Source organism: Streptomyces sp. NPDC101166 (assembly GCF_044768125.1).
GTDB lineage: Bacteria > Actinomycetota > Actinomycetes > Streptomycetales > Streptomycetaceae > Streptomyces.
Window position 1 is genome coordinate 390,127 of record NZ_JBIWPF010000003.1, and the last position, 20,295, is coordinate 410,421.

The following is a 20,295-nucleotide window of genomic DNA, read 5'->3' on the forward strand; positions in this document are numbered from 1 at the left end:
CATGTGCGCAGCATGGGCGGATTCTTCACATACCGCCAGAGGCTGCGCGGCTCCTACAACAGGTATTTCAGCCGATCCGCCAGCAGGTCCCAGCGCCACTTCTCCTCGACCCACCGCCGGCCGCGCTCGCCCATCCTGCGGCGCAGTTCCTCGTCGGCGAGGAGGGGGACGATCCGGTCGGCCGTGTCCTCGGGGGAGCCGCCGCGGACGACCCAGCCGGTCTCCCCGTCGAGGACGGCGTCGGGCGCGCCGCCGGAGTCGCCGGCGACCACGGGCAGCCCGGTCGCGGACGCCTCCAGGTAGACGATGCCGAGGCCCTCCACGTCGAGTCCACCGCGGCGGGTGCGGCACGGCATGGCGAAGACGTCGCCGGCGCCGTAGTGCGCGGGCAGCTGGGCCCAGGGCACCGAGCCGGTGAAGCGCACCGAACCGGCGACGCCCCGCTCGTGCGCCAGCCGGCGCAGCTCCTTCTCGTACGGCCCGCCGCCGACGATCAGCAGCACCGTCTCCGGCTCGGCGGCCAGGATCCGGGGCAGCGCCCGGATCAGCGTGTCCTGTCCCTTGCGCGGGACGAGACGGGAGACGCAGACGACGACCGGCCGGTCGGTGAGGCCGAGGCGCGCCCGCACCTCCTCGCCGCCGGAGCCGGGGTGGAAGGTCTTCTCGTCGACGCCCGGCGGCAGCTGCACCATGCGTGCGGCGGCGCCGGCGCTCAGCGCGGTCGCGATCCGCGAACGCGTGTACTCCCCGAGATAGGTGATCGTGTCGGTGGTCTCGCCGATCCGCCCGAGCAGCTGCCGCGCGGCCGGCAGCTGGGCCCAGCCGGCCTCGTGGCCGTGCGTGGTGGCGACCAGCCGGCGGGCCCCGGCCCGGCGCAGCGCGGGCGCCATCAGCCCGAGCGGCGCGGCGGCCCCGAACCACACCGAGGTGCACCCGTGCTCCCGCAGCAGCCCGACGGCCCGCCGGGTCGCGGCGGGCGTGGGCAGCAGCATCGTCGTCGAGTCGCGGACGACGGTGAAGGGCTGCTCGGCGTCGAAGGCGGCCGTCGCCTCGGCGCCCTCCCGGCCCCGCTTCCACGTGGACGCGTAGACGACGACCCGCTCGGGGTCGAGACGAAGCGCCATGTTGTGCAGGAACGCCTGGATCCCCCCCGGCCGGGGCGGAAAGTCGTTCGTCACGATCAGGGTCTTGTCCATCGCCGCCGACCCTATCCAACCGCCGGCCGGTTCAGCCGAGCTGCTCCTCCGCATAGGTTCGCCAGGTTGCGGTGAAGGCTTCCGGGGTGGTGTTCAGGGTGGTCCTCAGTGCCTGGTCGAGTGCGTCCGTTCGGCGGGGGTGGGCCGCGACGGCTCGGTAGAAGGCGTCGAGACGGGCCTCGCCCCAGTGGGCGGCGATCAGGCGGCAGGCCAGCCAGCCGGACTCGTAGGCGCGGGCCAGTCGGGTCGCGTCGCCGGTGAAGGCGAAGTCCTCGTCGGCGGGCAGGGCCGTCGGGGTGCGGCCCTCGGCTACGGCCTTCTGCAGTTCGGGGGCCACCTGGGGCGGGGTGCGGTCGGTGCCCCGGTAGCCGACCCAGTCGGCGTAGCCCTCGGACAGCCACAGCGGGGTGGACGGGCCGGTGTGGGCCCGGGTGGCGACGTGCGTGGTCTCGTGGGTGAGCACGACCTGCCGGCCCTCGGGGCCCAGGACGCCGTAGGCGTCGGGGTTGACGATGATCCGGTCCGCGGGGGCCCGGGGCGCGCCGCCGGTCTCGCCCGTGGTGACGGCGGCGATTCCCCGGTAGGAGGCGGCCGGCGAGCCGAGCAGCGCCGCCATGCCGTCCAGCGAACCGGGAACGAGGACGACGACGTGCCGCGCCCAGTCCTCGCCCCACGCCGCCGAGACCGCCGGGACCGCGCGGTCGGCCAGGCCGGCGAAGGCCCGCAGCTGCCCGCCGGTGCGGCCGACGCCGAGGATCAGGCTGTGCGCGCCCCGGGCGACGGTCACGGCGCCTTGGTCCCACAGCTGTGCGCCGGCCTTCGGCGCGGGCCGCTCCGAGGCCACCGCCCAGGTCCCGGCGGCGGTGCGGGCCAGACGCAGGGTGCGCGCGGCGGTCACCGGGGCCCGGTCGTAGCCGTCGATGCGGTAGCTGAGCTCGGCCTCGGCGGTGAGGGTGTCGCCGTCCCGGCGGGCCGAGGTGACCCGGTAGGACCAGGCGGCCAGCGGCAGGGACCGCAGGCGGGCGTACCCGGCGCGCTCGCCGGTGGCGGCGTAGCCGTGCGGGTCGTGGGCGAGGACGGCCGCGGCGCGGCGGTCGAGCAGGCGCTGCGCGGCGTCCTGCGCGGCGTCCACCGGAGGGCGCGCCCCGCCGCAGCCCACGAGGAGGGCCAGGAGCAGGGCCGTGACCGCTCGCACCCCTCGGATTCGCCTCTGCCCCGCCATCCCCCGATCGTACGGGGGGCCCGAGCCGGCGCCGCCGCTCCCGGCCGCGCCCCGCGCGGACCCCTACGGGCGCGTCACCGAGGACACCGGCATCATCCCCACCGGGTCGTAGCGGACCGGGGCGCCGGGATAGGGGGCGTGGATGACCTGGCCGTCGCCGACGTACATGCCGACGTGGCTGGCGTCGGAGCGGTAGGTGACGATGTCGCCGGGGCGGGCCTGGGAGAGGGGGACGCGGTGGCCGGCGTGCGCCTGGGCCTGCGAGGTGCGCGGGAGGGAGAGGCCGGCCTGTGCGTAGGACCACTGCACGAGGCCCGAACAGTCGAAGCCGGTGGGGCCGTTCGCGCCCCAGACGTACGGCTTGCCGAGCGCGGAGCGGGCGGCGGCCAGGGCGGCCGCGGCGCGGCCCGAGGCCGCCGCGCCGGGGCCCGACAGGTGGCCGCGGCCGGACCGGGAGGCACGGTCGAACGCGGCGCGCTCCGCTGACGGCAGGGAGTTCAGCAACTGCCGGGCCCTGGCGAGTTTCTGCTCGACGCTCTGCTTGTGCGCGGCGACCGCCCTGCGGCTCTTGTCCAGTTCACCGAGCCTGCGCAGGGCCTCCGTGCGTTCCTGGGCGAGTTCGCGCAACGCGCCCTGGAGGTCCTTGAGTTCACCGGCCTGGTGGAGGGTGATCCGGTCGAGGGTCAGCGCCCGGTCGAGGTAGTCGGCCGGGTCGTCGGAGAACAGCAGCGCCAGGGTCGGGTCGAGGCCCCCGGTGCGGTACTGGGCGCCGGCGAACGCGCCGAGCCGCTCGCGCAGGTCGTTGACGCGCGCCTGCTGACGGGCGACCCGGTCCTGCGCCTCGCCGACCTGGCGGCGCAGCGTCCCGGTCCGCTCCGCGGCCTCGTTGAAGGCCTCGGTGGCCTTCTCCGCCTGCTCGTAGAGGCGGTCGACCTCGGCGCGGGTGTCGTCGAGCGGTGCGGCGGGGGCCGGCACGGCGGCGAGGGCGCCGAAGGCTGCGGTCGCGACGGACAGGACGCCGAGGGCGCCCCGGTCGAACCCGGACGGTGCAAGGCGGCGATGGGACCCCACGGGAAGCCGCGCTCCTTCCACTGGCGGACGAGGAACGGGCCAGACAGTAGCCCCGCCACCGGGGGGCGACCAAAGACCTCCGCGGGCACACAACGTGACACCCCGCCTATGACGCAGGTCATGGGCGGGGTGCGGGGTCAGTTCACGTCGTGGCGATTCGCCCGTTCGGGCGGCACGGTGTCGTGATCTTGATGGCGTCGGCCGGCCGGTCGGCTCAGATCCGGACGCCGAACTGGAACGGCATGTTGCCGATCGACTCGTAGCGGACGACGGTGCCGGTGCGCGGGGCGTGCAGCACCTGGCCGTTGCCCGCGTAGAAACCGACGTGGTGCTGGTCGCCGTAGAAGATGACCAGGTCGCCGACCTTGAGGTCGGACTGGGAGTAGATCCGGGTGCCCGCGTTGGCCTGGTCCTGCGAGATGCGCGGGATCTTGACGCCGGCCTGGGCGAAGGCCCAGGAGGTCAGGCCAGAGCAGTCGAAGGAGGACGGGCCGGTGGCGCCGTAGACGTACGGCGAGCCGATCTTGCTCTGGGCGGCCTGGAAGGCGGCCATGGCGCGGCCCGAGGCGGGGGCGGTGTTGCCGAGGTCGACGCGGTCGCCTGCGTCACGGCTGGCGCGGGCGTCGGCGGCGGCGAGCGCGGCCTTCTCCTTGGCGGAGAGCGTGTTGAGCAGCTTCTGCGCCTCGGCCAGCTTGGACTGGACTTCCTTCTTCTTCTTGCCCAGTTCGGTCCGCGTGGTGGCGAGGTCCTTGAGCTTCTCGGACGCCTCGGCGCGGTCCTGGGCGAGTTCGCGCTGCTTGTCCTGGATCTTCTTCAGCGCCTCGACCTGCTGGGCGCTGAGCTGGTCGGCCGCGGAGGCCTTGTCCAGGTAGTCGTCCGGGTTCGACGACAGGAAGAGCTGGAGGGAGGAGTCGATGGAGCCGGTGCGGTACTGGGCCGCCGCCGCGAGACCTATGCTGTCGCGGAGCCCGTTGAGCTCGTCCTGACCACGAGCGACGTCGTCCTGGATGGTGGAGATCTCCTTCTGGAGCTTCTCCTGCTTCTCCTTGGCCCCGTTGAACTTCTCGGTGGCCTGCTCGGCCTGCTCGTAGAGCGCGTCGACCTTGGCCTTGACCTCGTCCTTGGTGGGCTTCTCACTGGGCGCGGCGTTGGCCGCCTGCGAGCTCAGGGCCACAGCGGCGGCGGCCGCGGTGGTCAGCACGGTGACTCGTGCGCGGCTCGGCTGCTTGGGTCGACGGTGGGACGCCACGGAGGACGACTCCTTCTTGTGAGTGATCACTCGTGTGGAGGTTCGAAGGCAGACCCTAGTGACCTCCCCGTGATCACTTCAAATCCTCAGCCAAAAAATCTCGGTGACACACCGCATTTTTTGACCTCAATCCACGTGGGGTGATGCCGGGTTGACGCTACGTTGCGTGACGATTGCGCCAATTCGGGCATTAAACCTTTACATTGACCTTCAGGTCAGTCGCTTCAGGAGTACCGCAGAAGCGACAGGGCGCGCCCCCGCCTTGGCGACCCCGTCGGCCACCTCGCGGTCGGTCGAGGCGACGATGACCGGCCGGCCCGGCGGCTCGGCGCGCACCAGTTGGCGGATGAGCTCGTCGGCGGTGACGCCCGGCTTGGAGAACAACACCCGCACCCCGCGCGGCGGCGCCAGCAGCACCGGCGCGACCAGTTCGGCCCCGTCGAAGACACAGGTGACCTCGGCACCGGTCTGCGCGGCGAGTTGGGAGAGCTGGCCGAGCAGGCGCAGCCTCTGCTTCTCCAACGGCATCTGCGGATAACCGGTCTTGGTGACGTTGTAGCCGTCGACCACGAGATGGGCCTGCGGCAACGCGAGCAACTGGTCCAGGATCGCCGGGTCGTTCTCCGACAGGGCGCGCGCAGCGATGTCCTTCGGGGTCATCCGCCCCGGTTCGACCGCGTCCACGGTCTGCGCCGGGCGGACCGACACCGGCGGCAACGCCAGTTCCCTGCGCAGCCCTTGGGCAGCCTCCAGCACGGTGTCCAGCAGCAGCCGCACCCGCATGTCCTCCACGCTGCGCCCCTCACGCGCCGCCCGCCGCGCGGCCTCCAGGGCGGCCTCCGCCTCCCCGAGCCGGGCCTTCAGCCGCCGTGACTCGCTCTCCGCGGCGGACACCTGCGCCTGCCCCTCGGCGCGCTGGGCCTCTGCCTCGCCCTGAGCCTTGCGCAGCGCCGCCTCACCGCGCTTGACGTCGCTGAGGGCCGAACGCAGCTTGCGGTGAAGCGATTCCGCTTCCCTCTTCGCCGCGTCCAGCTCGACGCGCAGCCGCTCGGTCTCGGTCCGGGTGTGCTCACGGGCCTGCGCGAGTTCCTCCCGCAGCCGCTCCAGCTCCGCCCGGCTCTCCTCGCCGGCCCGCTCCGCGTCCGCGCGCTGCGCCTCCTCGCCGGCCGCCGTGACCAGCTTCACCCAGTCGACGGGCCGCAGTACGTAGGCCGCGGCCGCCACATCGAGCGGATCCGCGGCCGGGGGCGGCGAGCCTGAGTCGAGGGCGCCGGCGAGTTCCGGCTGCGCCTCTCTGAACTTCTCGGCGATGCGCTGCCGGAACAGTGTGTCCGTCTCCAGCGCGGCCGCCATCGCGTTGCCCGCGAACTTGGCCCGGCGATTCGGGGCGAACCGGGCGTACTGCCGCAACTGCGCGGGCAGTTCCCCGACGGTCAGCCCGCCGAAGCCGTCCGAGACGATCTGCACGACCCGGCGGCGCACACCGTCGGGCAGCGGACGGTCGAGCACCTCAGCGGCGCCGTCGCCCGGCCCCCCGCCTGCGCTCTCCACCATCCGTCACACCCCAATTCCTCGCGGGCCCTCCCCACTCTCAGGAGCCGGCGCCCGGCCTGTCGACGAGTTCCACCTGGTCCACGGCATTGCACCAACGGCACCGCACCGACTCGATGGTCTCACTGACCACCTCGCGCTCCTCGACGTTCGGCTCACCCGCCAGATCGAGGTGAACGTACTCGACGACCTTCGACGAGCGCGTCACGTCGAACCGGGTGAGATTGCCGCACAGCGTGCAGCGCCACCGCGTCGTGGCGGTCGGCAGGGGAACCGTCATCGTGACTGTCGCTTCCTTCTAGTGTCGGTCTTCCGCTGGTCGGACACCCACCGGACGCCCGGCGGGCACCCTGTGCGTGTGGCTCGTAACCCTACGGCCTGGCGGGTACTCGTCGCCCATCCGTCCACGGCGGCGAGGCGGTACGGGGGTGTGCGTCCCGTTACGTCATGCTCTGTGTCCATGATCAGCGACTGGAACGGGGCTCTGGACCGGGCGATCCGGCACCCCGCCGCCCCGGTGACGTACGCGACGATCGCGCTGTGCTGTGTGCTCTTCGCGATCAGCCCGGCCTCCGGCCTCAATCCCGCGTACGGCTCCGGCGAGGAACTCGCGGCCGCGCAGCGGGCCTACTTCCGCCGCTGGGGCGTGATCCCGGCCGACCTGTTCGACGGCTCCCCACGCGCCCTCCTCACCCCGGCCACGGCCCTGTTCGTCCACGGGACCTGGGTGCACCTGCTGGGCAACATGCTCTTCCTCTACGTCTTCGGGGCGATGACCGAGCACCGGATGGGCCGCGTGCAGTTCTCGCTCTTCTTCCTCGGCTGCGGCTACCTGGCCCTGTCGGGCTACGCCGCCGCCAACGCCGGCTCCGAGCAGCCCCTGGTGGGGGCGTCCGGGGCGATCTCGGCGATCCTCGGCGGGTTCCTGTACCTGTTCCCCCGGGCGCGGGTGACCAGTCTCCTGCCGTTCCTCTTCTTCCTGCCGCTGCGGTTCCCCGCGTGGTTGGTGCTGCCCTTCTGGGCGGCGCTGCAGTGGCTGGCGGCGGGGCGGGCCGGGCCGGGGCCCGGGGTGGCGTACCTGGCGCACCTGATGGGGTTCGGCCTGGGCTTCGGCTACGCGTGGGCCCGGTTCAACGTGCCCACTAGAGTGAAACCCGCCCCGACTCCGTCCCCCGAGGGAGAGAACCAGCCGTGATCACCGCGATCGTCCTCATCAAGACCAGCGTGGACCGGATTCCCGAGATCGCGGAGTCGATCGCCTCGCTGGAGTCCGTGAGCGAGGTGTTCTCCGTGACCGGGACGTACGACCTGATCGCCATGGTGCGGGTCCGGCAGCACGAGGACCTCGCCGAGGTGATCCCGGGGCGGATCAGCAAGATCCCCGGCGTTCTCGGGACGGACACGCATGTAGCTTTCCGCACGTATTCCCAGCATGACCTGGAGGCGGCTTTCGCCATCGGGCTGGACTCTTAGAGCTCCGAACAAAAGTGGAGCCCGGCCGGCGGTGGACGGTCGCGCGGTTCCCCGCGCCCCAGGGCGTCGCCCCTGACGCGGGCCGCGTCATACCGCCGGTACGCAGCGGCCGTCTTCCGTCCTGTACCGCCACTTCGCGCCCTGCGTGACCAGTTCGCGCACCGCGTGGACGAAGCGGTCCACGTGCTCGTCCGGGGTGCCCGCGCCGAAGCTCACCCTGATGGCGTTGAGGGACTTCTCGCCCGGGGCCGCCTCGGGGGCCCCGCACTCGCCCTGGGTCTCGGGAGCCGTGCCCAGCAGGGTGCAGACCAGGGGGTGGGCGCAGAAGAGGCCGTCGCGGACGCCGATGCCGTACTCGGCGGAGAGGGCGGCGGCGAAGTGGGAGCTGTTCCAGCCCTCGACGACGAAGGAGATCACGCCGACCCGCGGGGCGTCGTCGCCGAAGAGGGAGAGGATCCGGACCTCGGGGACCTCCGCGAGTCCCTCGCGCACCGTGGCGATCAGATGCCGCTCGCGGGCGACCAGCGTGTCGAAGCCGGCCTCGGTGAGGGCCTTGCAGGCCGACGCGATGGAGTAGGCGCCGATCACGTTCGGGGAGCCGGCCTCGTGGCGGGCGGCGCTCTCGTGCCACTCCACGTCCACTCCCCCGTCCTCGCGCCGGGTGACCTTGCGGCTCGCGCCGCCGCCGGCGAGGTAGGGATCGGCGGCCCGGAGCCAGTCGGCGCGGCCGGCCAGGACGCCGGAGCCGAACGGGGCGTACAGCTTGTGGCCGGAGAACGCGACCCAGTCGACGTCCAGGTCACGGACGGACACCGGATGGTGGGGGGCCAGCTGGGCGGCGTCCAGGACGATCCGGGCGCCGTGCGCGTGGGCGGCGGCGGCCAGCTCCCGTACGGGCCACAGCTCGCCGGTGACGTTGGAGGCGCCGGTGACGCAGACCAGGGCGGGACCGTACGGGGCGCGGGCGGCGAGGGCGCGCTCCAGGGTCTCGACCGCCTGACCGGGGGTGCGCGGGGCGTCGAGGTAGGTGACGCGGGCGTCCTGCCAGGGCAGCAGCGAGGCGTGGTGCTCGGTCTCGAAGACGAAGACCTGGCAGCCGGCGGGGAGGGCCCCGGCGAGCAGGTTCAGGGAGTCGGTGGTGGAGCGGGTGAAGACCAGCTGGTCGTCGGCGCGGCAGTCGAGGAACTCGGCGATCGTCCGGCGGGCGTTCTCGAAGAGATCGGTGGAGAGCTGGGAGAGGTAGCCGGCGCCGCGGTGGACGCTGCCGTAGTACGGGGCGTAGGCCGCCACGTCGTCCCAGACGCGCTGGAGGGCGGGGGCGCTGGCCGCGTAGTCGAGCGCCGCGTAGGCGACTTCGCCGCCCGTGACGAGCGGGACGGTGACGTCCCCGCCCAGAACGGGCAGCGGGGCACAAAGCGACGGAGCGACGGCAGCGGTGGAGACGGACATGGCGGAACTCCCGTGAAAGGCAGGCGGATTCACCACGCGAGCGGATGCGGCTCAAGCGCGGAGAAGAGGTGAAAGGGGGTGCGGAGGCGGGGCTCTGCGGCCCTAACGCATTCGCTTGCTCACGGGAGGCTCCCTCGATGACCAGGATCCCTGGGCTGTGCTCATCTCAGGAGCGTGAGGGATCCGCGCTTGCCGCGGACCTCGCTGCCCACGGCCTGGTCTTCACCCGGGGCACCCCGCCACGGACGGAGGGTTGCCGGACAGTCGGCCGGGGCCTCATGACTGTCACTCATGACCTGCGAAGGAACGTACGCGATGGGTTCGCGGTCCCGCAACTCCTGTCCGGATCGCGGGACCGCCTCTCTTCGGCTACGCGTTGCTCGCGGCCACCCAGCGCTCCAGCGCCCGCTTGGCCGCGCCGGAGTCGACGGACTGCGCCGCCTTGTCCATGCCGGCGCGGAGCTGCTCGGTGAGCGGCGCGTCCGACGGGTCCAGCGCCACCAGGGCCGCCGCGGAGTTCAGCAGGACGGCGTCGCGCACCGGCCCCGTCTCACCGTCCAGCAGCCGGCGCGCGACCTCCGCGTTGTACGACGGGTCGGCGCCGCGCAGCGCCTCCACCCCGACCAGCTCGATGCCGACGTCCCGCGGGTCGAAGGTCTCCTCGGTGACCTTGCCGTCGCGGACGACCCAGACCCGGGAGGTGGACGTCGTGGTCAGCTCGTCGAAGCCGTCGTCGCCGCGGAACACCAGGGAGGAGTTGCCGCGTTCGGCGAAGACGCCGGCGATCAGCGGGGCCATCCGCGGGTCGGCGACGCCCACCGCCTGCGCCTTCACCCTGGCCGGGTTGGTCAGCGGGCCGAGGGCGTTGAACGTGGTGCGGATGCCCAACTGGCCGCGTGCGGCGGCGACATGACGCAGCGCCGGATGGAACTTGATCGCGAAGCAGAAGGTGATCCCTGCCTCCTCGGCGACCTCGGCCACCCGCCGCGGAGTCAGTTCCAGATTGACGCCGAGCTTCTCCAGGACGTCGGAGGCGCCGGACGCGGAGGACGCGGCCCGGTTGCCGTGCTTGACGACCTTCGCACCGGTGCCGGCGATGACGATCGACGACATCGTGGAGATGTTCACCGTCTTCGCGCCGTCGCCGCCGGTGCCGACGATGTCGACGGTCCGTCCGGGCACGTCGATGACGTTGGCGTGCGCGTACATCGTCCGGACCAGGCCGGTGATCTCCTGAACGGTCTCGCCCTTGGCGCGCAGCGCCACCGCGAACCCGGCGATCTGCGCGTCCGTGGCCTCGCCGCGCATGATCAGGTCCATCGCCCATGCGGTGTCGTCCGCGGAGAGGTCGCGGCCCTCCAGCAGGCCGTTCAGCAGGGCGGGCCAGGAGCGGCCCGCCGCGGTGTCGCCTCCAGCGGGGGTCACAGCGCTCATAGGGCCGCTCCTGGGTGTCGTAGAAGAGTGCGGTCCCACCCTATCCAGCCGCGGGGAACGGAAGGGCCCCGTCCGAACACCGGACGGGGCCCTTCAGTGTGGTGTGGCGACGCAGTGATCAGTGGTGGCCGTGGCCGCTCGTGATCTCCCGGTACTCCTCGACGGTCGGCTTCGAGATCTGGTTCTCCTCGCCGTAGTACGCCTTGCTCAGCTTGGCGCGGACCTTCTCGGAACGCTTCACCTTGCGCTCCACGCCGTTCTCGTCGACCGTGGGGCCGATCTCGGCGGGCTGGTACTGCTCGTGCGCGGTGAGCGTGTACAGGGCCTCCTGGCTGAGCGGCTCGTGCACCTCGATGAACTCACCGTGCGGCAGGCGCTTGATGGTGCCGGTCTCGCGGCCGTGCAGCACCTTGTCCTTGTCGCGGCGCTGGAGGCCGAGGCAGATCCGCTTGGTGACCACGAAGGCCAGCACCGGTCCGACGAAGAAGCCGATCCGGACGAACCAGGTGACCGCGTTGATCGACAGGTGGAAGTGGGTGGCGACGATGTCGTTGCCACCGCCGATCAGCATGATCATGTAGCCGGTGATCCAGGCGACGCCGAAGGCCGTGCGGGTCGGGGCGTTGCGCGGACGGTCCAGGATGTGGTGCTCGCGCTTGTCGCCGGTGACCCAGGACTCGATGAACGGGTACAGGGCGATCACACCGAGGAACAGACCGAAGAGCACCAGCGGGACGAACACGCCCAGGACCAGCGTGTGACCCCAGAGGTTGATCTCCCAGCCCGGCATGGCGCGGATCAGGCCCTCGGCGAAGCCCATGTACCAGTCGGGCTGGGCGCCGGTGGACACCTGGTCCGGACGGTACGGGCCGAGCACCCAGATCGGGTTGATGGACGCGATGCCGGCGATGGCCGCGATGGCGCCGAAGACCAGGAAGAAGAATCCTCCGGCCTTGGCCATGTAGACCGGCAGCAGCGGCATGCCGACGACGTTCTTGTTGGTGCGGCCGGGGCCCGCGAACTGCGTGTGCTTGTGGTAGAAGACCAGGATCAGGTGGCCGACCACGAGCCCGAGCATGATGCCCGGCAGCAGCAGGATGTGGATCGAGTAGAACCGCGCGACGAAGTCGCCGCCCGGGAACTCCCCGCCGAACAGGAACATCGAGATGTACGTGCCGACGATCGGCACGGACAGGATCGCGCCCTGCGTGAAGCGGACACCGGTGCCGGAGAGCAGGTCGTCCGGGAGCGAGTAGCCGGTGAAACCGGTGAACATGCCCAGGACGAACAGCAGGAAGCCGAACAGCCAGTTGATCTCACGCGGCTTGCGGAACGCGCCGGTGAAGAAGACGCGCATCATGTGCACGAACATGCCGGCGAGGAAGATCACCGCGGCCCAGTGGTGGATCTGCCGGATCAGCAGACCACCGCGCACATCGAAGGAGATGTGCATGGTCGAGTTGAACGCCTCGGACATCAGCTGTCCCTGGAGCGGGACATAGGAGCCGTGGTACTCCACCTCGTTCATCGACGGGTGGAAGAACAGCGTCAGATACACACCCGTGAGGATGATGATGATGAAGCTGTAGAGGCAGATCTCGCCCAGCATGAAGGACCAGTGGTCCGGGAAGATCTTGCGCATGTTGGCCTTGGCCAGGGAGTAGATCCCCAGCCGACCGTCGGCCCAGTCGGCGACCCGCTCACCTGCGGGCGCCTTGCGGCGGTCGTCCTTGTTGCTCATCCGCGCTCCCAGAATGCAGGACCGACGGGCTCTTCGAAGTCGCCGAGCGCCTCGAGGTAGCCCTCGTCGTTCACACCGATACGCAGCTGCGGCAGGGCGTGACCGGCCGGGCCGAAGATCACTCGGGCACCGTCGGACAGGTCGAAGGTGGACTGGTGGCAGGGGCACAGCACGTGGTGCGTCTGCTGCTCGTACAGGGAGATCGGGCAGCCCACGTGGGTGCAGATCTTCGAGTACGCCACGATGCCGTCGTGCGACCACTCGAGCTCGCGCTTGTCCTTGATGTTGTCCGGCTGGATGCGGACGATCATCAGGGCGGCCTTGGCGATCTCGTTCTGGAAGTCGTGGTCGGTCTCCTCGAGACCCTCCGGCTTGGCGAAGGTGAGGGAGCCGACCGCGACGTCCGAGGGACGCAGCGGCTCGTTGGTGTTCATGTTGACGAGCAGCTTGCCCTTGCCCCACAGCGTGTGGCGCAGCTTGTCCCCGGGCAGCGGACCGAGGTCGCGCAGCAGCACGACGCCGGAGAGCGGGAACAGGGCCAGCGCGCCGAACATCGTGTTGCGGATCAGCTTGCGCCGGCCGAGCGCGGACTCCTTGGCGCCCTGCTTGAAGTCGGCCATGACCTTGGCCTTGACCTCGGGGCTCGCCTCGATCGCGTGACGGTCGTCCGCGACCTCCTCGTCCGACATCAGCGTGCGGGCCCAGTGGACCGCGCCGGCGCCGATGCAGAACAGGGCCGCGCCGAGGGTCAGGCCCAGCGCGAAGTTCATCGCGCTGATGTGACCGATCGGGAACACGAAGATCGACTTGTCGTGCGGGATCGTCACGTACGAGGCGATGAAGCCGACGGTGGCCAGCATCGACAGCGTGAACAGGAAGGCGACCGTACGCTCGGACCGCTTGGCGGCCCGCTCGTCGATGTCCTGGACACGGTGCTCGTGGGGCGGCAGCCCCGGGTCCGCGAACGGGTGCTGCTCGTCCGCGACGCTCACCGCGCCGTGGCGGGCGTCCTGCTCAGCGGGCAGGTTCTCTTCTGGAATGTCTTGGCTACTCATGACTTCTTGGCCTTTGCGGTCCGGGCGGCGACCCACACGGCGACGGCGATCAGTCCGCCGAGTCCGAAGATCCAGCCGAACAGACCCTCGCTGACCGGCCCGAGGCCGCCCAGTTCGAGACCGCCGGGGCTCTCCGTCTCATCTCCGTTGACCGCGTTCAGGTACGCGATGATGTCCTTCTTGTTCTGCTCCGACAGCGTGGTGTCGGGGAAGGAGGGCATGTTCTGCGGGCCGGTCTGCATGGCCTCGTAGATGTGCTTCGGGTCCACGCCCTCGAGCGAGGGGGCGTACTTGCCCCGGGTCAGGGCGCCGCCCTTGCCGGTGAAGTTGTGGCACTGCGCGCAGTTGGTGCGGAACAGTTCACCGCCCTTGGCGATGTCCGCGCCCTCCGGACCGTACTCGGCGTCGGTCGGGACGGACGGGCCGGCGCCGAGGGAGGCGATGTACGCGGCCAGCTGGTCGATCTGGGCCTGCGTGTAGACGACCTTCTTCTTCGGCACCTGGACGCCCTGGGAGGTCGCCGCGGGCATACGGCCGGTGCCGACCTGGAAGTCGACGGCGGCGGCGCCCACGCCCACGAGGCTCGGACCGTCGGAGGTGCCCTGACCGCCGGTGCCGTGGCAGCTGGCGCAGCCTACGGCGTAGAGCTTCTTGCCCTCGTCGATGGCGAGGGACTGGGCGGTTTCATCTGCCTGCGCCTTGCTCGCGGGTGCGAACGCGGCGTACAGCCCCCCGGTGCATGCCAGCGCGAGGAGTAGGACGACGAGCGCCGCCAGCGGATGGCGTCGTCGTGCGGAGAGCTTTTTCACGGATTACCCCGGTGTCAGGATCTTCTGCGTCGATGCTTCTGGAATGTGCGGGTGCGGGCCCGGCTACTTGATCATGTAGATCGTGGCGAAGAGGCCGATCCAGACGACGTCGACGAAGTGCCAGTAGTAGGACACGACGATCGCGGCGGTCGCCTGCTCGTGGGTGAACCTCCTGGCCGCATAGGTGCGCCCCAGGACCAGCAGGAAGGCGATGAGACCGCCCGTCACGTGCAGGCCGTGGAAGCCGGTGGTCAGGTAGAAGACCGAGCCGTAGGGGTCGGACGAGAGCGAGAGGCCCTCGTGCTTGACCAGCTCGGTGTACTCGTACACCTGACCGCCGATGAAGATCGCACCCATGATGAAGGTGACGATGAACCAGCCCCGGAGCTTCTTCACGTCACCGCGCTCGGCGGCGAAAACGCCGAGCTGGCAGGTGAGCGAGGAGAGCACCAGGATCGTGGTGTTCGTCGCCGAGAACGGGAAGTTCAGGGCTGCGGCCTGTTCCTTCCAGAACTCTGGACCCGTCACCGATCGCAGGGTGAAGTACATCGCGAAGAGGGCCGCGAAGAACATCAGCTCGGAGCTCAGCCAGATGATGGTTCCGACGCTGGTGAGGTTCGGCCGGTTGACCGACGGGTGCGCGTGCCCGGTATCTACTGTCGTTGCTGTCGCCACGACCGACATTATGTCGGTCGCTTATCTCGCCCTCACTCCCGGGGGTGCCGTTCGGAGTGTCCGTACCGTGTGGAGTGCCCGGATGGCCCAGCACGGGGGTGTTCCGACAGGTGTTGACGTGGTGTTCAGGGGAGTAGCATCCGCCCCATCGGTACCCGGAAGTTCCACTCCAATGACGCGGAGGAACCATGCAGGAGACCGCCACGGTGCTGGTCTACAGCGACGACGCCCGGACCAGGGAGCAGGTGCGGCTGGCGACCGGACGGCGGCCCGCGCCGGACTCCCCCGTCGTGGAGTTCATCGAGTGCGCGACGCACGCGGCCGTGCTGCGGGAGCTGGACGCGGGCGGGGTCGACGTCGTGGTCCTGGACGGGGAGGCCGTGCCCATGGGGGGCATGGGGCTGTGCCGGCAGATCAAGGACGAGGTGTTCCGGTGCCCGCCGGTGCTGCTGCTCATCGGGCGGCCGCAGGACGCCTGGCTGGCCACCTGGAGCCGGGCGGAGGCGGCGGTGACGCTGCCGGTGGAGCCGGTGGAGTTCGCGGCGGCGCTGGCCGCGCTGTTGCGCGAGCGGCGACTGCAGAGCGCCTGAGGGGGCGGCCCTGGGCCGCCGTGAGGGGCCTTGAGCGGCTCTGGGCGGCTCTGGGCGGCTCTGAGGTGATCTAGACGGCCGTCGGGCGCAGGCGGGTGGTGTCGGGCTGCGCCTTGTGCGCGCCGGCCGTCAACGCGCTGCCCTCGGTCCACTTCTTCCAGTCGACGTTCCAGTCGCCGAAGCCGTTGCCGAAGGTCTCCATCGTGCGGCCGTTGCTGTTGACGACCTGTACGACGTCGCCCTGGCGGACGTGGTCGAAGAACCAGGCGGCGTTGGCGGTGCTCATGCCCGTGCAGCCGTGGCTGACGTTGGCGTACCCCTGGGATCCCACCGACCAGGGGGCGGCGTGCACGTACTCGCCGCTCCAGGTGACGCGGGTGGCGTAGTAGACGGGCAGGTCGTAGGAGTCCGAGGAGCCCTCGGGGATGCCGATGCTGGTGCCGCGCATCCGGACGAAGTACTCCTTGCCCAGGACGACCTTGACGCCGTTGCGGGTCTCGAAGCCGGGCTTGCCGGTGGTGACCGGGAGCCGCTTGATCTCCTCGCCGTTCCTGGTGAGGGTCAGCGTGTGGGAGGCGGCGTCGGTGACGGCGATGACCCGGTCGCCGATGGTGAGCGAGAGGTCCTTGCCGGCGCCGCCCCAGAGGCGGTCGCCGATCTTTATGCCGTCCAGGTTGCTGTGCACCCGGATCGTGGCGTGGGCGGGCCAGTACTCCTGCGGGCGGTAGTGGAGCTGCTTGTCGTCGACCCAGTGCCAGCCGCCCTGGACGGCGGGCAGCGACTCCACCTTGAGGGCCCGTTCGACGAGGGCGCGCTGCGCGGGGTCCTTGACGGGCTGGCTCAGTTCCGCGGTGAGGGGCTGGCCGACGCCGTAGGTGCCCGTCTGCGGGCCGAAGGCCACCGTCAGGCGCTTCTTGTCGGCGGGCTTGCCGGTGACGAAGGACAGGACGCGGCGGCCGGGGGCTCCGTCCTCGTCCTCGGTGCTCACGCGGACCGTGTAGCGGGCGTCGGCGGCGAGCGGCTCGGTGCTGTGCCAGCGGGCGCCGTCCGCGGAGAGTTCGCCGGCTATGTAGCGGCCGGTCGCGTCGAGGGCGGTGACGTCCGTCATCCGGCCGTCCGCGGCCCGCGCGGTGATCTCCAGGGGCTTGTCCGGGTCGGCCTTCTCGGCCTCTTCGGTGGGCCCGCTGAAGGCGATCTGGTCCGTGGCGTCGTAGGGGCGCGCGGCGAGGGGGTTGTCGTCCGGGCCGCAGGCGACGGCGCCCTCGGCCAGGGCGATCACCAGCAGGGTGCAGCCGACGACGGTGCGGGGGTGGGGGCGGGGTGCGTGGCTCATGTGGATCACGCTAGGAAGCCGTGTCAACGGCGGCGCGCTGGGAGACACGCACGGGTGACACTCGTTGCGGCGAACGCAGGAGCCCGGACGCTCCTCGCGGAGTGTCCGGGCTCTGCCGCGTTCAGCGGCCGGTGCGGCGCCGTCGGCCGGGCGCCGCCGGGTGCTACTGGGTGCGGTTCTCACCGCGGTAGTACTCGAACACCCAGCCGAACAGGCCGACGAGGATCACGGGTGTCGCGAAGTACAGCAGCCACCAGCCGACCGCGACCCCCAGGAAGGCGAGGGCGCCGCCGATGGCCAGGGACAGCGGCTGCCAGCTGTGCGGGCTGAAGAAGCCCAGCTCGCCGGCGTCGTCCGCGACGTCCGCCTCCTTGTTGTCCTGGGCGCCGGTGTCGACCCGCCGGGCGGTGAAGCCCAGGTAGAAGCCGACCATGATGCACAGACCGAAGGCCAGGAAGAGGGCCGTGGTGCCGGCCGGCTCCTTCGACCACACGCCATAGACGACCGCCATGGCGAGGACGAAGACGCTCAGCCAGATGAACATCTTGCCCTGGATCTTCACTTGCCGGCCTCCTTGCTGCCCGCGATGGCGCCGGTGCCGTGGTCGGCGTGCTCCAGCTGCTCGAGCGCGGCGATCTCCGGGTGGTGCAGGTCGAACGCCGGGGATTCACTGCGGATCCGCGGCAGGGTGAGGAAGTTGTGCCGCGGCGGCGGGCAGGAGGTCGCCCACTCCAGGGAGCGGCCGTAGCCCCACGGGTCGTCCACGCCGACCGGCTTGCCGTACTTGGCCGTCTTCCACACGTTGTAGAGGAACGGCAGGATCGACAGACCGAGCACGAACGAGGCGATCGTCGAGATCGTGTTCAGGGCGGTGAACCCGTCGGCCGCCAGGTAGTCGGCGTACCGGCGCGGCATGCCCTCGGCGCCCAGCCAGTGCTGGACCAGGAAGGTGCCGTGGAAGCCGACGAACAGCGTCCAGAAGGTGACCTTGCCGAGGCGCTCGTCCAGCATCTTGCCGGTCCACTTCGGCCACCAGAAGTGGAAGCCGGAGAACATCGCGAAGACGACGGTGCCGAAGACGACGTAGTGGAAGTGCGCCACCACGAAGTACGAGTCGGAGACGTGGAAGTCCATCGGCGGCGAGGCCAGGATGACACCGGTCAGACCACCGAAGGTGAAGGTGATCAGGAAGCCGGTGGCCCAGAGCATCGGCGTCTCGAAGGAGAGGCTGCCCTTCCACATCGTGCCGATCCAGTTGAAGAACTTCACGCCGGTCGGGACGGCGATGAGGAACGTCATGAAGGAGAAGAACGGCAGCAGCACACCGCCGGTGACGTACATGTGGTGCGCCCACACGGTCACGGAGAGACCGGCGATGGAGATCGTCGCGGCGATCAGACCCATGTAGCCGAACATCGGCTTACGGGAGAAGACCGGGATGACCTCGGAGATGATGCCGAAGAACGGCAGGGCGATGATGTACACCTCTGGGTGTCCGAAGAACCAGAAGAGGTGTTGCCACAGCAGGGCGCCGCCGTTGGCCGCGTCGAAGACGTGGGCGCCGAACTTGCGGTCCGCCTCCAGGGCGAACAGCGCGGCCGCCAGCACCGGGAAGGCCAGCAGGACCAGGACACCGGTCAGCAGGACGTTCCAGGTGAAGATCGGCATACGGAACATCGTCATGCCGGGGGCGCGCATGCAGATGATCGTGGTGATGAAGTTGACCGAGCCGAGGATCGTGCCGAAGCCGGAGAAGGCCAGACCCATGATCCACATGTCGGCGCCGATGCCGGGGCTGCGGATCGCGTCCGACAGCGGGGCGTAGGCGAACCAGCCGAAGTCGGCGGCGCCGTTCGGCGTGAGGAAGCCGGCGACGGCGATCAGCGAGCCGAACAGGTACAGCCAGTAGGCGAACATGTTCAGCCGCGGGAACGCCACGTCGGGCGCGCCGATCTGCAGCGGCATGATCCAGTTCGCGAAACCGGCGAACAGCGGCGTCGCGAACATCAGCAGCATGATCGTGCCGTGCATCGTGAACGCCTGGTTGAACTGCTCGTTCGACATGATCTGCAGGCCCGGACGGGCCAGCTCGGCGCGCATGAGGAGAGCCATCGCGCCGCCGATGATGAAGAACGCGAACGACGTGGCCAGGTACAGCGTGCCGATCGTCTTGTGGTCGGTCGTCGTCAGCCACTTGACGACCACTTCACCGCGACGCTGGCGCCGGACCGGCAGCTCGTCCTGGTAGTGGGACCCTGCTGCCGCGGCACCCTGGGGTTCGTTGAGGATGCTCACAGGTTGTTCGTCTCCCGGTTCTTCTCGTGGCTCGTCTGCTCGATGCCCGCGGGAACGTAACCGGTCTGCCCCTTCTTGGCGAGGTCCTTGAGATGCTGCTCGTACCGCTCGGGGGAGACGACCTTCACGTTGAACAGCATGCGGGAGTGGTCGACGCCGCAGAGCTCGGCGCACTTGCCCAGGAAGGTGCCCTCCCGGTTGGGGGTCACCTGGAAGGCGTTGGTGTGGCCCGGGATGACGTCCTGCTTCATCAGGAACGGCACCACCCAGAAGGAGTGGATGACGTCCCGCGAGGTGAGGACGAACCGGACCGTCTTGCCCTCGGGGAGCCAGAGGGTCGGACCGGGGTTGTTGGTCTGCGGGTTCCGCTCACCGGGAGTGCCGCAGGTGTAGACGCCGCCCGCGTCGGCCGGGAAGTCCTTCTTGTACCTGTCCGGGATGGCGGCCAGGTTCTCGTCGGTCTTCGCGTCACCGGTGGAACCGTCGACGTTCTGGATGTAGTTGAAGCACCAGCTCCACTGGAAGCCGACCACGTTGACCGTGACGTCGGGCTTCTTCTCCAGGCTGAGGAGCTTGGACTCGTCGCGGGCGGTGAAGTAGAACAGCACCGAGACGATGATGATCGGGACCACCGTGTACAAGGCCTCGATGGGCATGTTGTAACGGGTCTGCGGAGGTACCTCGACCTTGGTGCGGCTGCGCCGGTGGAAGATCGCACTCCACAGGATCAGGCCCCACACCAGCACGCCGACGGCGAGCGCGGCAGCCCACGATCCCTGCCACAGGGAGAGGATCCGCGGAGCCTCTTCCGTGGTCGGGGTGGGCATGCCAAGGCGGGGGAAGTCCTTCCATGTGCAACCGGTTGCGGTCGCAAGGACCAGGCCCGCGGTCAGTGCCTGCAGCAGCTTCCGCCGCATCGGGCGCCGCGGCGAGCGGTCGGAGCCGTTGGGACTCACGTAGCGCCTTCCCGAGAGTCTCGCCCGCGCGGTTGGCTGCGGCCTTCTCGCTGGTCGGTCGCCGCCCTGCGTCGGGCAGGGGTTTGGATGTTTATGCGGACCAAACCCTAGCCGACGCCCTCCGGGGGTTCTCCAGGAGGGGTGCCTACTCACTCGGGTGGTTCGCTTGTTTGGCGGGGCGGCATCCGCTGCGGCC

19 protein-coding genes and 1 riboswitch are annotated in these 20,295 nt (G+C 70.3%); of the genes, 3 read left to right on the forward strand and 16 right to left on the reverse strand.

Annotated features, from left to right (window positions below):
• Nucleotides 1-53: 53 nt before the first annotated feature.
• The 6 genes from ACIRS4_RS08610 to ACIRS4_RS08635 all read right to left on the reverse strand — a co-directional run bounded on the left by ACIRS4_RS08610 (nt 54) and on the right by ACIRS4_RS08635 (nt 6,569).
• Nucleotides 54-1,196 carry a glycosyltransferase family 4 protein gene (locus tag ACIRS4_RS08610; protein WP_404191943.1) on the reverse strand — a complete coding sequence of 381 codons (1,143 nt, stop codon included), beginning with the start codon at nt 1,194-1,196 and terminating at the stop codon, nt 54-56.
• 31 nt (nt 1,197-1,227) lie between these two features.
• Entirely contained in the window at nt 1,228-2,418 is a 1,191-nt protein-coding gene (locus ACIRS4_RS08615) for a hypothetical protein (protein ID WP_404191946.1), read from the reverse strand.
• Between the two features lie 63 nt (nt 2,419-2,481).
• Nucleotides 2,482-3,489 carry an NlpC/P60 family protein gene (locus tag ACIRS4_RS08620; RefSeq protein ID WP_404191949.1) on the reverse strand — a complete coding sequence of 336 codons (1,008 nt, stop codon included), beginning with the start codon at nt 3,487-3,489 and terminating at the stop codon, nt 2,482-2,484.
• Nucleotides 3,490-3,703: 214 nt separating this feature from the next.
• A complete protein-coding gene (locus ACIRS4_RS08625) occupies nt 3,704-4,738 on the reverse strand; it encodes an NlpC/P60 family protein (RefSeq protein ID WP_404191952.1) in 1,035 nt (344 codons plus the stop codon).
• A 210-nt stretch (nt 4,739-4,948) separates the two neighbouring features.
• Complete coding sequence (locus ACIRS4_RS08630; protein ID WP_404191954.1) at nt 4,949-6,292, reverse strand: NYN domain-containing protein; 1,344 nt, start codon at nt 6,290-6,292, stop codon at nt 4,949-4,951.
• Nucleotides 6,293-6,329: 37 nt separating this feature from the next.
• The gene (locus ACIRS4_RS08635) at nt 6,330-6,569 is read right to left on the reverse strand and encodes a hypothetical protein (RefSeq protein WP_020939540.1); all 240 of its coding nucleotides are present in this window, start codon (nt 6,567-6,569) and stop codon (nt 6,330-6,332) included.
• A 180-nt stretch (nt 6,570-6,749) separates the two neighbouring features.
• On the opposite strand from ACIRS4_RS08635, the gene ACIRS4_RS08640 reads away from it, so the two are divergent.
• Together ACIRS4_RS08640 and ACIRS4_RS08645 are read left to right on the forward strand one after the other, a co-directional pair.
• Entirely contained in the window at nt 6,750-7,484 is a 735-nt protein-coding gene (locus ACIRS4_RS08640) for a rhomboid family intramembrane serine protease (RefSeq protein ID WP_404191958.1), read from the forward strand.
• A complete protein-coding gene (locus ACIRS4_RS08645; protein WP_358795271.1) occupies nt 7,481-7,762 on the forward strand; it encodes an Lrp/AsnC ligand binding domain-containing protein in 282 nt (93 codons plus the stop codon). The genes ACIRS4_RS08640 and ACIRS4_RS08645 overlap by 4 nt, the downstream gene beginning before the upstream one ends.
• Nucleotides 7,763-7,849: 87 nt before the next feature.
• On the opposite strand, the gene ACIRS4_RS08650 is transcribed toward ACIRS4_RS08645, so the two are convergent.
• The 6 genes from ACIRS4_RS08650 to ACIRS4_RS08675 form a co-directional block, all read right to left on the reverse strand.
• Nucleotides 7,850-9,211 (reverse strand): aminotransferase class V-fold PLP-dependent enzyme, encoded by a 1,362-nt coding sequence (locus ACIRS4_RS08650; protein ID WP_404191961.1) that lies wholly within the window; start codon nt 9,209-9,211, stop codon nt 7,850-7,852.
• A gap of 180 nt (nt 9,212-9,391) precedes the next feature.
• Nucleotides 9,392-9,508: riboswitch (SAM riboswitch) on the reverse strand.
• Between the two features lie 72 nt (nt 9,509-9,580).
• Complete coding sequence (gene trpD / locus ACIRS4_RS08655) at nt 9,581-10,645, reverse strand: anthranilate phosphoribosyltransferase (protein WP_358795273.1); 1,065 nt, start codon at nt 10,643-10,645, stop codon at nt 9,581-9,583.
• A gap of 118 nt (nt 10,646-10,763) precedes the next feature.
• Nucleotides 10,764-12,386 carry a cytochrome bc complex cytochrome b subunit gene (locus ACIRS4_RS08660; RefSeq protein WP_404191962.1) on the reverse strand — a complete coding sequence of 541 codons (1,623 nt, stop codon included), beginning with the start codon at nt 12,384-12,386 and terminating at the stop codon, nt 10,764-10,766.
• Complete coding sequence (locus ACIRS4_RS08665; protein WP_404191965.1) at nt 12,383-13,441, reverse strand: Rieske 2Fe-2S domain-containing protein; 1,059 nt, start codon at nt 13,439-13,441, stop codon at nt 12,383-12,385. Before ACIRS4_RS08665 ends, ACIRS4_RS08660 begins: the two co-directional genes overlap by 4 nt.
• Nucleotides 13,438-14,250, reverse strand: a complete 813-nt coding sequence (locus ACIRS4_RS08670) for a c-type cytochrome (RefSeq protein ID WP_404191967.1) — start codon at nt 14,248-14,250, stop codon at nt 13,438-13,440. Before ACIRS4_RS08670 ends, ACIRS4_RS08665 begins: the two co-directional genes overlap by 4 nt.
• A 63-nt stretch (nt 14,251-14,313) precedes the next feature.
• Nucleotides 14,314-14,934: a heme-copper oxidase subunit III gene (locus ACIRS4_RS08675; RefSeq protein WP_130437156.1), complete on the reverse strand. Its 621-nt coding sequence runs from the start codon at nt 14,932-14,934 to the stop codon at nt 14,314-14,316.
• 179 nt (nt 14,935-15,113) lie between these two features.
• Between ACIRS4_RS08675 and ACIRS4_RS08680 the strand changes: the two genes are divergently transcribed.
• Nucleotides 15,114-15,515 (forward strand): hypothetical protein, encoded by a 402-nt coding sequence (locus tag ACIRS4_RS08680; protein ID WP_404191970.1) that lies wholly within the window; start codon nt 15,114-15,116, stop codon nt 15,513-15,515.
• A gap of 70 nt (nt 15,516-15,585) precedes the next feature.
• Here the strand turns inward: ACIRS4_RS08680 and ACIRS4_RS08685 are convergent, their stop codons facing one another.
• The 4 genes from ACIRS4_RS08685 to coxB form a co-directional block, all read right to left on the reverse strand.
• Nucleotides 15,586-16,848: an Ig-like domain-containing protein gene (locus ACIRS4_RS08685; protein WP_404191972.1), complete on the reverse strand. Its 1,263-nt coding sequence runs from the start codon at nt 16,846-16,848 to the stop codon at nt 15,586-15,588.
• A 163-nt stretch (nt 16,849-17,011) separates the two neighbouring features.
• On the reverse strand, nt 17,012-17,410 hold the full coding sequence (locus tag ACIRS4_RS08690; RefSeq protein WP_404191975.1) for a cytochrome c oxidase subunit 4: 399 nt from the start codon (nt 17,408-17,410) through the stop codon (nt 17,012-17,014).
• Complete coding sequence (gene ctaD, locus ACIRS4_RS08695) at nt 17,407-19,143, reverse strand: cytochrome c oxidase subunit I (RefSeq protein ID WP_404191978.1); 1,737 nt, start codon at nt 19,141-19,143, stop codon at nt 17,407-17,409. The genes ACIRS4_RS08690 and ctaD overlap by 4 nt, the downstream gene beginning before the upstream one ends.
• Nucleotides 19,140-20,099 carry a cytochrome c oxidase subunit II gene (gene coxB / locus ACIRS4_RS08700; protein ID WP_404191981.1) on the reverse strand — a complete coding sequence of 320 codons (960 nt, stop codon included), beginning with the start codon at nt 20,097-20,099 and terminating at the stop codon, nt 19,140-19,142. Before coxB ends, ctaD begins: the two co-directional genes overlap by 4 nt.
• Nucleotides 20,100-20,295 lie beyond the last annotated feature (196 nt).